The 13,764-nt window shown below is 66.3% G+C and carries 12 protein-coding genes; 9 read left to right on the forward strand and 3 right to left on the reverse strand.

From position 1 onward, the window contains the following. Position 1: 1 nt before the first annotated feature. From sdhA to sdhC, 3 genes are all read right to left on the reverse strand, one after another. Positions 2-1,810, reverse strand: coding sequence for a succinate dehydrogenase flavoprotein subunit (gene sdhA, locus ACZYX4_RS06625; RefSeq protein WP_463874664.1), 1,809 nt, complete (start codon positions 1,808-1,810; stop codon positions 2-4). A 127-nt stretch (positions 1,811-1,937) separates the two neighbouring features. Then, positions 1,938-2,435, reverse strand: coding sequence for a succinate dehydrogenase hydrophobic membrane anchor subunit (locus ACZYX4_RS06630; RefSeq protein WP_463874665.1), 498 nt, complete (start codon positions 2,433-2,435; stop codon positions 1,938-1,940). A 2-nt stretch (positions 2,436-2,437) separates the two neighbouring features. After that, complete coding sequence (gene sdhC / locus ACZYX4_RS06635; protein WP_082492811.1) at positions 2,438-2,818, reverse strand: succinate dehydrogenase, cytochrome b556 subunit; 381 nt, start codon at positions 2,816-2,818, stop codon at positions 2,438-2,440. 304 nt (positions 2,819-3,122) lie between these two features. Between sdhC and ACZYX4_RS06640 the strand changes: the two genes are divergently transcribed. From ACZYX4_RS06640 to ACZYX4_RS06680, 9 genes are all read left to right on the forward strand, one after another. After that, complete coding sequence (locus tag ACZYX4_RS06640) at positions 3,123-4,268, forward strand: mannose-1-phosphate guanylyltransferase (RefSeq protein WP_463874667.1); 1,146 nt, start codon at positions 3,123-3,125, stop codon at positions 4,266-4,268. A gap of 115 nt (positions 4,269-4,383) precedes the next feature. Beyond that, positions 4,384-5,583, forward strand: coding sequence for an amidohydrolase (locus ACZYX4_RS06645; RefSeq protein WP_463874668.1), 1,200 nt, complete (start codon positions 4,384-4,386; stop codon positions 5,581-5,583). A 194-nt stretch (positions 5,584-5,777) separates the two neighbouring features. Next, positions 5,778-6,242, forward strand: a complete 465-nt coding sequence (locus tag ACZYX4_RS06650; RefSeq protein ID WP_463874670.1) for a MarR family winged helix-turn-helix transcriptional regulator — start codon at positions 5,778-5,780, stop codon at positions 6,240-6,242. A 32-nt stretch (positions 6,243-6,274) separates the two neighbouring features. After that, positions 6,275-6,706: an organic hydroperoxide resistance protein gene (locus ACZYX4_RS06655; protein WP_463874672.1), complete on the forward strand. Its 432-nt coding sequence runs from the start codon at positions 6,275-6,277 to the stop codon at positions 6,704-6,706. After that, the gene (locus ACZYX4_RS06660; protein ID WP_463874674.1) at positions 6,703-7,734 is read left to right on the forward strand and encodes an NADP-dependent oxidoreductase; all 1,032 of its coding nucleotides are present in this window, start codon (positions 6,703-6,705) and stop codon (positions 7,732-7,734) included. Before ACZYX4_RS06655 ends, ACZYX4_RS06660 begins: the two co-directional genes overlap by 4 nt. A 284-nt stretch (positions 7,735-8,018) precedes the next feature. Beyond that, a complete protein-coding gene (locus ACZYX4_RS06665) occupies positions 8,019-9,128 on the forward strand; it encodes a BMP family lipoprotein (RefSeq protein ID WP_463874675.1) in 1,110 nt (369 codons plus the stop codon). Positions 9,129-9,295: 167 nt separating this feature from the next. Continuing rightward, positions 9,296-10,975 carry an ABC transporter ATP-binding protein gene (locus ACZYX4_RS06670; RefSeq protein WP_463874677.1) on the forward strand — a complete coding sequence of 560 codons (1,680 nt, stop codon included), beginning with the start codon at positions 9,296-9,298 and terminating at the stop codon, positions 10,973-10,975. Beyond that, the gene (locus ACZYX4_RS06675; protein ID WP_463874679.1) at positions 10,968-12,428 is read left to right on the forward strand and encodes an ABC transporter permease; all 1,461 of its coding nucleotides are present in this window, start codon (positions 10,968-10,970) and stop codon (positions 12,426-12,428) included. The genes ACZYX4_RS06670 and ACZYX4_RS06675 overlap by 8 nt, the downstream gene beginning before the upstream one ends. Beyond that, positions 12,425-13,762 carry an ABC transporter permease gene (locus ACZYX4_RS06680; RefSeq protein ID WP_463874681.1) on the forward strand — a complete coding sequence of 446 codons (1,338 nt, stop codon included), beginning with the start codon at positions 12,425-12,427 and terminating at the stop codon, positions 13,760-13,762. The genes ACZYX4_RS06675 and ACZYX4_RS06680 overlap by 4 nt, the downstream gene beginning before the upstream one ends. Positions 13,763-13,764 lie beyond the last annotated feature (2 nt).

The raw sequence follows: 13,764 nt of genomic DNA on the forward strand, positions 1-13,764 counted from the left end.
CTTAGTACTTCCTCACCATTGGCTCGTAGCGCGTAAAGACCACCGGTTTGGTGGCAAGGCGGATGCCCGCTGTTGTTTCTGCGGTCTCCGCACCCCCACCCGCCGGGGCGTGGTCATCCTTGTACGCCATGGAGTGCTTCATGAATTTGTCGTCGTCGCGCTCGGGGAAGTCCTCGCGGAAGTGACCGCCGCGGGATTCCTCGCGGTGCAGGGCCGCCACGGTCATGACCTTGGCGAGCTCCAGCAGGAAGCCCAGTTCCACGGCCTCCAGGAGGTCCAGGTTGAAGCGCTTGCCCTTGTCCTGGACGCTGATGCGCTCGTACCGCTCCTCGAAGGACGCAATGTCCGTCAGGACCTGGTTCAGCGTATCGGCGGTGCGGAACACCTGCATGTTGGCGTCCATCGTGTCCTGCAGTTCCTTGCGGATCGCAGCGACCTTCTCGGTGCCGTCGGAGGTGCGGACGTGGTCCAGCAGGTCCAGCGTGTAGGCCTCCGGGTCAACCGGGAGCTCCACGAACTCCGCGGTCTTGGCGTACTCCGCGGCGGCAATGCCGGCGCGCTTGCCGAAGACGTTGATATCCAGCAGCGAGTTGGTGCCCAGCCGGTTGGAGCCGTGCACGGAGACGCAGGCAACCTCACCGGCGGCGTAGAGGCCCGGGACAACAGTGTCGTTGTCCTGGAGGACCTCGGCGGTGATGTTGGTGGGGATGCCGCCCATGGCGTAGTGCGCCGTCGGGAAGACCGGAACCGGCTCCGTGTACGGCTCGACACCCAGGTAGGTGCGGGCGAACTCGGTGATGTCCGGCAGCTTGGCGTCGATGTGCGCCGGCTCAAGGTGCGTCAGGTCCAGGAGGACATAGTCCTTGTTCGGGCCGCAGCCGCGCCCCTCGCGGACTTCGTTGGCCATCGAGCGGGCCACGATGTCTCGGGGGGCAAGGTCCTTGATGGTCGGGGCATAGCGCTCCATGAAGCGCTCACCCTCGGAGTTGCGAAGGATCGCGCCTTCGCCGCGTGCGGCCTCGGAGAGGAGGATGCCCAGGCCGGCAAGGCCTGTCGGGTGGAACTGGTAGAACTCCATGTCCTCCAGCGGGATGCCGCGGCGGAACGCGATGCCCATGCCGTCACCGGTCAGGGTGTGGGCGTTGGACGTGGTCTTAAAGACCTTGCCGGCGCCGCCGGTGGCGAACACCACGGACTTGGCCTGGAAGACGTGCAGCTCGCCGGAGGCGAGGTCGTAGGACACGACGCCGGCCACGCGCTTCTGCTTGAACGGCGTGCCGTCTTCGCGGACAGCGTCTTCCTCAACGGTCAGCAGGTCAAGGACGTAGTACTCGTTGTAGAACTCGACGTTGTGCTTGACGCAGTTCTGGTACAGGGTCTGCAGAATCATGTGGCCGGTGCGGTCAGCGGCGTAGCAGGCACGGCGGACCGGAGCCTTGCCGTGGTCGCGGGTGTGGCCGCCGAAACGGCGCTGGTCAATCCGGCCCTCGGGCGTGCGGTTGAACGGCAGGCCCATCTTTTCGAGGTCCAGGACGGCGTCGATCGCTTCCTTCGCCATGACCTCGGCGGCGTCCTGGTCAACCAGGTAGTCGCCGCCCTTGATGGTGTCGAAGGTGTGCCATTCCCAGTTGTCTTCCTCGACGTTGGCCAGGGCCGCGCACATGCCGCCCTGCGCCGCACCGGTGTGGGAGCGGGTGGGGTACAGCTTGGTCAGTACCGCTGTTCGGGCGCGCTGACCTGATTCGATCGCCGCGCGCATCCCGGCGCCACCGGCACCGACGATGACGACGTCGTACTTATGGACCTGCATACCAGACGCTCTTTCTCTCAAAATTCGCTAACAACACCGGCCGGCGGAGCCGGGACGGTGACATCTCGTGGAAATCCCTTGCCCGCACCAGGCAGGCAAGGGACCGGTTGCCGCTGGGGCTGCGCCGCTACGGCGCGGGGCAGAACCCGCCGGGCAGCTGGACACCGTTGACCACGGGGCACGGGTCAAACGTGAAGATGACCAGGGTGCCAAGGATGATGATGGCGGTGGTGGCCGCGTACAGCACGATCTTCAGCCACAGACGCGTCGCGTCCTTTTCGGCGTAGTCGTTGATGATGGTCCGCACACCGTTGGTGCCATGCAGCATGGCGAGCCACAGCATGGCGAGGTCCCAGATCTGCCAGAACGGATCGGCCCACTTGCCGGCCACAAAACCGAAGTCGATCGCGGAGATGCCTTCGCCCACCAACAGGTTGACGGTCAGGTGCCCGAAGATCAGGACAACCAGGACTACGCCCGAGAGCCGCATGAAGAGCCATGCGAGCATTTCGAAGTTCCCTTTGGAACTGCCGTTGCGGCGGTACTGCGGCGCAATCCGGTTGCTGCCCACCTTTGCGGCGGGCACCTTGGGGCTGCGCGGGCTCTCAATCTGAGTTGCACTCATGGCTAGTGACCTCCAAGGGCGAGGGAAAGGTGGCGGATGGAGAAGCCCACCATGACGACTGCCCAGAGAATGAGCACCGTCCACAGCATCTGGCGCTGGTACTTCGCGCCCTTCTTCCAGAAGTCGACGGCGATGATCCGCAGGCCATTGAAGGCGTGGAACACAATCGCAGCAACAAGGCCCGTTTCACCCAGGGCCATCAGGGGATTCTTGTAGGCGCCGATCACGGCGGTGTAAGCCTCCGGGGACACACGCACCAATGAGGTGTCCAGGACGTGGACCAACAAGAAGAAAAAGATCACTACACCGGTAATGCGATGTCCAACCCAGGACCACATGCCTTCACGGCCGCGGTACAAGGTGCCAGCTGGTTTTGTCGGCACTGAATAAACCTCCCTGCAACACAGCGGCGCTGGCATGGGATCCACGCGGGGGGAACGCCTGCTGCGAGAGCACTCGTAAGCTCAAGTATAAATCTAGGCTTCGCTACCGGCTTATTCAATTCAGCCACCGATTGGTGACGTCTTCGGGAGGGGTTTCCGTGCACTTTTGAGACGAACGCCACATTCCCTGCCCGGCCGGCGAGTGCCGCCGCCGCGTCGGGGCTGCGCCCCCGGGGAAAGCTTCAACGCCGTGTCCGCCCGTGAATCGGGGACTTGCGCGGTACGTTCGGCTAAGGTAGCCGTGATGACTACAGACAAAACGACAAGCCAGGACTCACTCAACGATTCGGCGCTGCGCCGGTTTATCGCTGTGATTCCGGCGGGCGGTGTGGGGACCCGCCTCTGGCCTCTGTCGCGGGCCGCAGCCCCCAAGTTCCTGCACGACCTCACGGGTTCGGGCAGTACCCTGCTGAGATCCACGTACGACCGGCTGGAGCCGCTCGCCGGCAAGCACATGCTTGTGGTGACCGGCAAGGTCCATCGTGACGCGGTCTGCCGCCAGTTGCCGGAGATTGAGGACGCCGACCTGGTGCTGGAGAGCGAACCCAAGGACTCCGGCGCCGCCATCGGCCTCGCCGCGGCCATCCTGCACGAGCGCGACCCGGACACCATCATGGGCTCCTTCGCCGCGGACCAGGTGATCAGCCCGGACGGGGTGTTCCATGACGCCGTCAGGGAGGCCATCCACGCGGCCGCGGCCGGAAAGATCGTCACGATCGGCATCAAGCCCACGCATCCTTCCACCGGCTTCGGTTACATCCGGGGCGGAAAGAACCTTGGCGTGCCCGGGGCCCCCAGTGCCCAGACCGTCGTCGAGTTCGTGGAGAAGCCCAGCGAAGAAGTCGCCCAGGAATACCTCGACAGCGGCGAATATGTCTGGAACGCCGGGATGTTCGTTGCTCCCGTCGCGCTGATGCTCAAGCACCTCGAAGCCAACCAGCCCGAACTCTTCGCCGGGGTGCAGGAAATCGCCAAGGCCTGGGACACCCCCCAGCGCGACGAGGTCCGGGACCGGATCTGGCCCACCCTGCCCAAGATCGCCATTGACTACGCCGTGGCCGAACCGGCTGCCGTCGCCGGCGACGTCGCCGTCGTTCCCGGTACGTTCCGGTGGGACGACGTCGGGGACTTCGCCTCGGTGGGCCGGCTCAACAGCGCGAAGGAAGTCAAGGACGTCACCGTGATCGGTGAGGGCGCCCGCGTCTTCACCGAGGACGCGAGCGGCGTCGTGGTTTCCGATACCAAGCGCGTCATCGCGCTGATCGGGATCAAGGACGTTGTGGTGGTGGATACCCCTGACGCGTTACTCGTGATGCACAAGGAGCACTCGCAGCGCGTGAAGCAGGCCGTGGACGCCCTCAAGGCCAGCGGCGACACCGACGTTCTCTAGCGTGCGGCGGTCTTCAGGGTCTGCCGCCCGCGCCGGGGCGGCAGGCAATGTCCGCCGATCCGTAACGCGACGTCCGCGATGCCGCTATTTATGGTGCGCTCGCTAGAGTTATTCTGTGCGTAACTACTCTACTGAAGCTGAGCCCACCTCCTTGGTGGGGCCGTGGCTCGAGCCCCTGCTGCCGGAGCTGATTGCGTTCCGCCGGGACCTGCATGCGCACCCGGAGCTGTCCTTCAAGGAGTTCCGCACCACGGACAAGCTCGCAAAGCGCTTGGAGGAAGCGGGGCTCAAGCCCCGACGCCTCGAAGGGACCGGCCTGACGGTGGACATCGGAGACGGTCCAATCGCCACCGCCCTGCGCGGGGACATCGATGCCCTCCCGATCATCGAGGAGTCGGGGCTGCCGTTCGCCTCGAAGCACCACGGCGTCACCCACGCCTGCGGCCACGATGTCCACGCCACGACCATGCTGGGCGCTGCCCTGGTCCTGCAGCGGATGCACGAGAAGTCGCCGCTGCACGGTTCCGTCCGGATCATCTTCCAGCCAGCCGAGGAAACCATGCCCGGCGGCGCCCAGAGCTGCATCGAGCAGGGCGTCCTCGACGGTGTCCCGCGGATCTTCGCCCTGCACTGTGATCCGCGGATCGAGGTGGGCAAGGTCGGCACCCGGATTGGCGCCATCACCTCCGCCTCGGACACGATCAAGATCGAACTGACCGGCCGCGGCGGCCATACCTCACGCCCGCACCTGACCGAAGAGCTCGTCTTCGCCCTGGCGCAGATCGCGGTCAACGTCCCCGCTGTGCTGTCCCGCCGCGTTGACGTCCGCAGCGGCGTGTCCGTCGTGTGGGGCCAGATCTCCGCCGGGTCCGCCCCCAACGCGATCCCGGCCAGCGGCTACATGGCGGGCACCCTGCGCTGCCTGGACCGCGACGCCTGGCACAGCGCCGGTGAGATCCTCGACGACGTCATCCAGCAGATCGCCGCGCCGTACGGCGTCGACGTCCACCTGGAGCACACCCGCGGCGTGCCTCCCGTGGTGAACTCCGAACACGAGACCGCCCTGATCGAAGCCGCGGCCCGCGCCGAGATCGGCGAGGGCGCCGTCGTCCTGACCCCGCAGTCCATGGGCGGGGAGGATTTCGCCTGGTTCCTCGCGGACCTCCCCGGCGCCATGATGCGCCTGGGCACCAAGACCCCCGGCGGCGAGGAGTACGACCTGCACCGTGGCGACTACATCCTGGACGAACGCGCCCTGGGCCTGGGCATCCAGGTCCTCACCGCAGCCGCACTGCGCACCCTGCGCGACCTCTAGCCGGCCTGGACGCTGCGCCGGGTTTCCCCACCTTTGCCGGAGCGACGCCGGGACGCGCCGGGGGTGCGGGCCGACACGCCGTCGGCGCCCAGCGAACATGGGGAAATCCGGCGGGTGCGCGTGGTTGCAGAATGCCCCAGAAGGTTGTGCACAATTGAATTGTGCACAATTGAATTCTGGCGTACGATGGATCCATGACCACGCCAGAGGGAACCCGCACTGCCGGTTCGAACGCCCCCCGCCTGAACCGGCAGCTGTGCTTCGCCATGTACTCGGCATCGCGGGCCGCCACAGCGGCATACCGGCCGATGCTCGACGAGCTCGGCCTGACCTACCCGCAGTACCTCGTCATGCTGGTGCTCTGGGAAGGCGAAGCGCGCAGCGTCCGCGAGCTGGGGGAGGAGCTGGGCCTCGACTCCGGCACACTCTCCCCGCTGCTCAAGCGGCTTGAGGCCCTGGGCCTCGTGGAGCGGCGCCGGTCCGCCGCGGACGAGCGCCGGGTTGAGGTCTTCCTGACCGGCGCCGGCGCCGCGCTCAGCGCCCGGGCCGCCGGCATCCCGCAGCGTCTCGCCGACGCCGCCGGGCTCTCGCCCGCTGAACTCGACCAGCTCCGCGAGACCCTGGCCCGGCTCACCGCCGCACTGCACGGCTCCCACTGACTTCCCCTGCAACGCAACAGATTGGATCTCCCATGAAGACTCTCTACACAGCCGAGGCTCTGGCTTCGGGCGAAGGCCGGGACGGCACCGCCGTCACCACGGACGGCAAGCTCAACGTTGTCCTGGCCAACCCGGTGGAACTCGGCGGCAGCGGCGAAGGCACCAACCCTGAACAGCTCTTCGCTGCGGGCTACGCGGCCTGCTTCCATTCCGCCCTGCGCCTCGTCGGACGCCAGCAGAAGGCCGACCTGACGGATTCCGCCGTCGCGGCCAGGGTCCACCTGGGCGCCCTCGGCGACGGATCCGGCTACGGCTTCGCCGCGGAAATCGAAGTCGCCCTGCCCGCCGTGGACCGGGAAACGGCCGAGGCCCTCGTGGCCAAGGCCCATGAAGTCTGCCCCTATTCCAATGCCACCCGTGGCAACATTAATGTCAACATCACCCTTCTGGAGGCCGCCGCATGAGCACCCACACCGAAACCACCGTCCTGCCCGCCGCCACGCGTGAGATCCAGCTGGCATCCCGGCCGCACGGACGGCCGGTCCCGGAGAACTTCCGCCTCGCTGAGTCGGCACTTCCCGAACTCCAGGAAGGCCAGGTCCTGGTCCGCAACCTCTTTATGTCCGTGGACCCCTACATGCGGGGCCGGATGAACGACGTCAAGTCCTACTCCGCGCCGTTTGCGCTGGACGCCGCGCTCGACGGCGGCGCCGTCGGTGAGGTCATAGCGTCCCGTGCCGCTGACCGCCAGGTGGGCGAGACTGTCGTCCATGCACTGGGCTGGCGTGAATATGCGGTGCTCGACGCCGGGGCCACCACCCCGGCCCGCACCGAGCTGGCCCCCGCGCCGGCGTTCCTCGGCGCGCTGGGCATGACGGGCCTGACGGCCTACGCAGGCCTGCTCAAGGTGGCCAACTTCAAGGCCGGGGAGGTCGTCTTCGTCTCCGGCGCGGCCGGCGCCGTCGGATCCCTGGTGGGGCAGATCGCCAAGGCCCTGGGCGCCTCCCGCGTCATCGGCAGCGCGGGATCCGCAGAAAAGGTGGCACGGCTGCTGGAGCTCGGCTTCGACGCGGCCTTCAACTACCACGACGGCCCGGTCGCCGAACAGCTCGCCGCAGCAGCGGGCGACCGCGGAATCGACGTGTACTTCGACAACGTCGGCGGGGAACACCTTGAAGCGGCGCTGTCAGCGCTGACCGTCGGCGGCCGGGTGGCGATGTGCGGGGCCATCTCGCAGTACAACGCCACCGAGCCCACCCCGGCTCCGCGGAACCTCATGCTGGCCATCGGCAAGCAGCTGACCCTCAAAGGCTTCATCGTCGGCAGCTACTGGCAGCACATGCCCGAGTTCATCGAGGCCATGTCCGGCTGGCTCGCTGACGGCGCCGTGCGTTACGACGAGACCATCGTGGACGGACTGGAGAACGCCCCGCAGGCCTTTATGAATCTGCTGGACGGCGCCAACACCGGCAAAATGCTCGTTCGGCTCTAAGCCTTGATCCACCTCCCACCCGCACGCAGAACGCCCCGCACCGGAACGCCCGGTGCGGGGCGTTCCGTCTATACCGCTTGGTAACAAATTCTCAACAATCTGTGGAATCGCTGTGAACTGCGCTGCGTGGACGTGTTCCAGGACACTAAAGTGGCTTCCATAAGCGCGCCTCGGCGCAGTGCTGCGAAATCCATCAGTGAAAACAGCGTTTCAGCGGCAACCCCGCCAACAGACACTCATTGAGCTCCCGTCGTAGCGCCTATCTCTTTCTTCCTGGAGGAAAATTGAAGAACTCTCTGCGTGCACCCTTCAAGCGCGGTTCAATGGCCGGAGTCGCCACCGCCGGTGCGGCTGCCCTGCTGCTGACCGGCTGCGGGGCCGCACCGACGCCCAGCAGCACTGCCACCGCCACGGCCAGCGACTACACAGGCTGCATCGTGTCCGACTCGGGTGGATTCGACGACCAGTCATTCAACCAGTCCTCCTACGAGGGGCTGAAGAAGGCTCAGCAGGATCTGGGCATCAAGGTCAATGAGGCCGAGTCCAAGACCAACAACGACTTCGAGCCCAACCTGCGCGCCATGGTCGCTGCCGGCTGCGACCTGACCGTCACGGTCGGCTTCCTGCTCGGTGACGCCACCAAGGCCCAGGCCACGGCCAACCCGGAGAGCCACTTCGCCATCATCGACTTCGGCTACGAGACCCCGATCAGCAACGTCAAGCCGATCATTTACGACACGGCCCAGGCCGCCTTCCTCGCCGGCTACCTCGCCGCCGGCACCACCAAGACCGGAGCGGTCGCCACCTTCGGCGGCATCAAGATCCCCACGGTCACCATCTTTATGGACGGCTACGCCGACGGCGTCAAGTACTACAACGAGAAGAAGGGCACCGACGTCAAGGTCCTTGGCTGGGACAAGGCCAAGCAGGACGGTTCCTTCACCGGTGACTTCGAAAAGCAGGACAAGGGCAAGCAGTTCACCCAGAACTTCCTGGACCAGGGCGCGGACATCGTGATGCCCGTCGCCGGTCCGGTCGGCAAGGGTGCCGGCGCGGCCCTGAAGGAAGCCAAGGCAGCAGGCAAGGACGTCAAGCTCATCTGGGTTGACTCCGACGGCTTCCTCACGGCACCGGACTACAAGGACATCATGCTCTCCTCCGTCATGAAGCAGATGGGCGAGGCCGTGGAGGCCGTTGTGAAGCAGGACAAGGAAGGCAAGTTCAGCAACACCCCGTACGTTGGCACCCTCGCGAACGACGGCGTGCAGCTGGCTCCGTTCCACGACCTGGACTCCGCCGTTTCGGCCGAGCTGAAAACCGAGCTGGACCAGATCAAGAAGGACATTGCCGCCGGCACGCTGAAGGTTGAATCCGCAGCCAGCCCGAAGGCCTAACTCCCTCCGCCAAGCGCCACGGCCCGTCCGGTCATCCACCGCACGGGCCGTGGCGCTTTTCGTTGAGCGGGCTGACTCCGCCTCCGGTTGCAGGCACTAGGCTGATCCTGCAGCCCCATCATCCGTCCGGGCCACGGCTACCGGACACTTCGAGATTGGTCAGAGTTTTGAAACTTGAACTCAAGGGGATCACCAAACGCTTCGGCTCCCTGGTAGCCAACGATCACATCGATGTGGTTGTTGAACCCGGGCAGATTCACTGTCTGCTCGGCGAGAACGGCGCGGGCAAGTCCACGCTGATGAATGTCCTCTACGGACTGTACGAGCCCACCGAGGGCCAGATCCTCATCGATGACAAACCCGTCACCTTCCGCGGCCCCGGCGACGCCATGGCCGCGGGCATCGGCATGGTGCACCAGCACTTCATGCTGATCCCGGTCTTTACGGTCGCCGAAAACGTCGCCCTGGGGGCGGAAACCACCACGGCCGGGGGATTCCTCAACTTGGATGACACCCGGCGGAAGATCCAGGAGATCTCGGACCGGTACGGCTTCGACGTCGATCCCGACGCGATGGTCGAGGACCTCCCGGTCGGGGTGCAGCAGCGGGTGGAGATCATCAAGGCGCTGGTCCGCGACGCCAGGGTGCTTATCCTCGATGAACCCACGGCTGTGCTGACCCCGCAGGACACCGATGAGCTGCTGGACATCATGCGCCAGCTCAGGAGCAACGGCACCTCGATCGTCTTTATTTCGCACAAGCTCCGCGAGGTCAAGGCCGTCTCGGACACCATCACGGTGATCCGGCGCGGCAAGGTGGTCGGCACCGCCGATCCCGGCGCCTCGACGACGGAGCTGGCGTCCATGATGGTGGGCCGGGCCGTGAACCTGACGCTGGACAAGGCCCCGGCCAAGCCCCAGGAGAGAACCTTCCAGGTCAAGGACCTCACGGTGATCGCGCCCAGCGGCCAGCACGTGGTGGACGGCATCAGCTTCGATATCGCCCGCGGCGAGATCCTCGCCATCGCCGGCGTCCAGGGCAACGGCCAGACTGAACTGACCGAGGCCATCCTGGGCCTGCAGGACCGCGTCCACGGCTCCATCCTGCTTGACGGCGAGGAACTCCTCGGCCGCAGCGTCAAGGAAGTCCTCAACGCCGGCGTTGGCTTCGTACCCGAAGACCGCTCGGTCGACGGGCTGATCGGTACCTTCTCGATCGCCGAAAACCTGATTCTTGACCGCTATGACCAGGCCCCGTTCGCCAAGGGCATCAGCATGAGCCCGGCAAAGGTCCTGGAGAACGCCAAGACCCGGATCGAGGAGTTCGACGTGCGCACCCCGTCAGGTTCGCTGGCGGCCGGCACGCTCTCCGGCGGCAACCAGCAGAAACTGGTGATGGCCCGGGAGCTCTCCCGGCCGTTGCGGCTCTTTATCGCCTCCCAGCCCACCCGCGGCGTGGACGTCGGATCCATCGAGTTCCTGCACAAGCGGATCGTGGCTGAGCGCGACCACGGCACACCGGTGATGATCGTGTCCACCGAACTGGACGAGGTGATTGACCTCGCCGACCGGATTGCCGTGCTCTACAAGGGCAAGCTGGTCGGGATCGTCCCGGCCGGCACCGGACGCGGCGTCCTCGGCCTGATGATGGCCGGACTGTCCCCGGAGGACGCCCCCGGCGGTACCGCGGGCAGCCAGCCGGCACCGGGCCCCTCGGGCACCCCCCAGGAAAACCCCGCCGAACCCGAATCATTGAACCAATCACTGAACCAATCGCTGAACCAGGCGCCTGCCGCCCAGCCCGTGCAGGAGTCCCGCCCCGGCGCCGTAGGAGACGACCATGAGTGAGAACAACGAGCCGCGACGCCCGGCGGAACCGGATCCGGACCGGATTCCGGCACCGCAGTCCCCGGCACCGCAGTCCCCGGCACCGCAGTCCCCGGCACCGCAGTCCAGGGAAGCGCAGTCCAGGGAAGCGGATGACCTGGCGCCCGCGGAGGACGCCGCCTTTGTCACCTCGCTGGACACGGCCGGCGGGGTGATACGGCCGTCCGCGGTTCCCGTCTCGGCCCAGAGCGGAACCCTCCCGGGCACCGAGGACACGGACTCGGTGCTGCGCAAGATCTTCACCGGCAACGGCATCGTGACCATCCTGGCCGTCCTCCTCGCCCTGATCCTGGGCGGACTGCTCATTGCCAGCACGGACAAGGTGGTCGCCGCCACGTCTACGTACTTCCTCGCCCGGCCGGGCGATTTCCTCGCCGCCGTCTGGTCAGCCGCCACCGGCTCTTACGTGGCGCTCTTCCAGGGCTCGGTCTTCAACCCGCGCGGCAACGGGGTGGGCGGACAATTCGCCCCGCTGCTGGAGACCCTCACCATCGCCACCCCGCTGATTACCGCCGGTCTCGGCGTCGCCCTGGCCTTCCGCGCGGGCCTGTTCAACATCGGTGCCCAGGGCCAGATCATCATGGCCGGCATCCTGGCCGCCTGGGCGGGCTTCGCGCTGGACCTGCCGATGGGGCTCCACCTGCTGCTGGTCCTGGTCGCAGGCATCATCGGCGGCGCCGTCTGGGGCGCCCTGGTGGGTTTGCTCAAGGCGAAGACGGGAGCCCATGAGGTCATCGTGACCATCATGTTCAACTACATCGCCCTCTACCTGGTCCGTTACCTCCTTGACACCCCGGCGTTCCAGCGGCCGGGCGAGACCACACCGATCTCCCCGATCCTGGACGCGTCCGCCGTGTATCCGCAGATCTTCGGCAGCCAGTACCGTCTGCACATCGGCTTCCTGCTGGCCATCGCCGCGACAGTGTTTGTCTCATGGCTGCTGAACCGCTCCACCATCGGCTTCGAGTTCCGCGCGGTGGGGGCCAACCCCCAGGCGGCCCTGACCGCCGGGATCAACGTTCCCCGCGCCACCATCCTGGTGATGGCCATCGCCGGCGGCCTGGCCGGGCTGGCCGGCGTCGCGCAGGTGGCAGGCACCGAAAAAGTCCTCACCGACGGAGTCGCGGCAACCTACGGCTTTGACGCCATCACCGTGGCGCTGCTTGGACGTTCGACGCCGTGGGGCACCTTCGCGGCCGGCGTGCTGTTCGGCGCCTTCCGCGCCGGTGCGGTCCAGATGCAGATCCAGACCGGAACCCCGATCGACATCGTGCTGGTGGTCCAGTCGCTCATTGTGCTGTTCATCGCGGCGCCGCCGCTGGTCCGGGCGATCTTCGGACTCAACCCGCGCAAGAAGAAGGCCGCACCCGCCGCGACGTCCCAGAAGGCAGCAGCCGCCGGAGGTGCAGCATGAGCACAACAGCAACCCCACCCGTCCCGGGAAAACCTTTCCAGCCCCATCCGGGCACCCCGCACGCGGACAAGAACCGCAAGCACACAGTGTCCGCGAAGCCCGTGACCTGGAAGCTGCCGGTCACGCTGCTGGCGCTCGCCGTCGTCGCGTTCATCTTCTTTGGCCTGATGGGCCCGCAGCAGAGAGCCAAGTTCGGCATTTCCTCCGGCGGGGACTTCTTCCAGCTCCCCGCGATCGAGGTGCCCGCCTTCCAGACCGGGATGGTGCTCTCCGTTCTCATGCTGGGCCTCGCCGGCTATGCCATGTTCCTGAAGACGAAGAACGTCCGCCCCCCGCGCTGGCTGCCGGCCGTCTTCACGGTCCTGTTCGTGGTGGCCTTCCTGGTCTGGATCGTCGGCGGCGCCGCGACGCCCAGTATCTCGCTGGCGGGACTCATCGCCGGGTCCGTGACCCTCGCCGTGCCGATCGTTTTTGGCTCCCTGTCCGGGGTCCTGTGCGAACGCGCCGGCGTCGTGAACATCGCCATTGAGGGCCAGCTCCTGGGCGGCGCCTTCACTGCCGCGATCGTCGCCAGCATGACCGACAACCCCTACCTGGGCCTGCTCGCGGCGGCCGTCGCAGGCGCCCTCGTCTCGATGGTGCTGGCAGTCTTCAGTATCAAGTACGTGGTCAACCAGATCATCGTCGGAGTGGTCCTCAACGTCCTGATCTCGGGCCTCACAGGCTTCCTGTTCAGCACCGTGATGCAGGCGAACAAGGAAATGTTCAACTCCCCGGGCCGGCTGCCCATCATCGAAATCCCGGTCCTGTCCAGCATCCCGGTCCTCGGCCCCATCCTGTTCAAGCAGTCCGTAGTGGGCTACCTGATGTACGTGGCCGTGATTGTGCTGTGGATCGGGCTGTTCAAGACGAAGTGGGGCCTCCGGGTCCGCTCGGTCGGCGAACACCCGCAGGCCGCCGACACCCTGGGCATCAAGGTCAACGCGACCCGTTTCTGGAACGTCACCATCGGCGGCGCCGTCGCCGGGATCGGCGGTTCATTCTTCACCCTCGTGGCGATCGACAGCTTCACGAAGGAAATCTCGGGCGGGCGCGGCTTCATCGCCCTCGCCGCCATGATCCTGGGCCGCTGGAACCCGATCGGGGCGTTCTTCGCCGCGCTGCTGTTCGGCTTCGCCGACAACCTGCAGAGCATCGTGACCATCATCGGGACCCCGGTGCCGAGCCAGTTCATGGCGATGCTGCCCTACCTCGTGACCGTGTTCGCCGTCGCCGGACTGGTCGGCCGGTCCCGGCCTCCGGCCGCCGACGGCATACCGTACGTCAAGGGTTGACC

The organism is Pseudarthrobacter leeuwenhoeki, from assembly GCF_055412885.1.

Excerpts from the sequence above, each read along its gene's own strand:
- ACZYX4_RS06680 (WP_463874681.1), top strand. The coding sequence starts at position 12,425 with ATGAGCACAACAGCAACCCCACCCGTCCCGGGAAAACCTTTCCAGCCC.
- ACZYX4_RS06655 (WP_463874672.1), top strand. The coding sequence starts at position 6,275 with ATGAAGACTCTCTACACAGCCGAGGCTCTGGCTTCGGGCGAAGGCCGG.
- ACZYX4_RS06630 (WP_463874665.1), bottom strand. The coding sequence starts at position 2,435 with ATGAGTGCAACTCAGATTGAGAGCCCGCGCAGCCCCAAGGTGCCCGCC.
- ACZYX4_RS06660 (WP_463874674.1), top strand. The coding sequence starts at position 6,703 with ATGAGCACCCACACCGAAACCACCGTCCTGCCCGCCGCCACGCGTGAG.
- ACZYX4_RS06640 (WP_463874667.1), top strand. The coding sequence starts at position 3,123 with ATGACTACAGACAAAACGACAAGCCAGGACTCACTCAACGATTCGGCG.
- sdhA (WP_463874664.1), bottom strand. The coding sequence starts at position 1,810 with ATGCAGGTCCATAAGTACGACGTCGTCATCGTCGGTGCCGGTGGCGCC.
- ACZYX4_RS06650 (WP_463874670.1), top strand. The coding sequence starts at position 5,778 with ATGACCACGCCAGAGGGAACCCGCACTGCCGGTTCGAACGCCCCCCGC.
- ACZYX4_RS06675 (WP_463874679.1), top strand. The coding sequence starts at position 10,968 with ATGAGTGAGAACAACGAGCCGCGACGCCCGGCGGAACCGGATCCGGAC.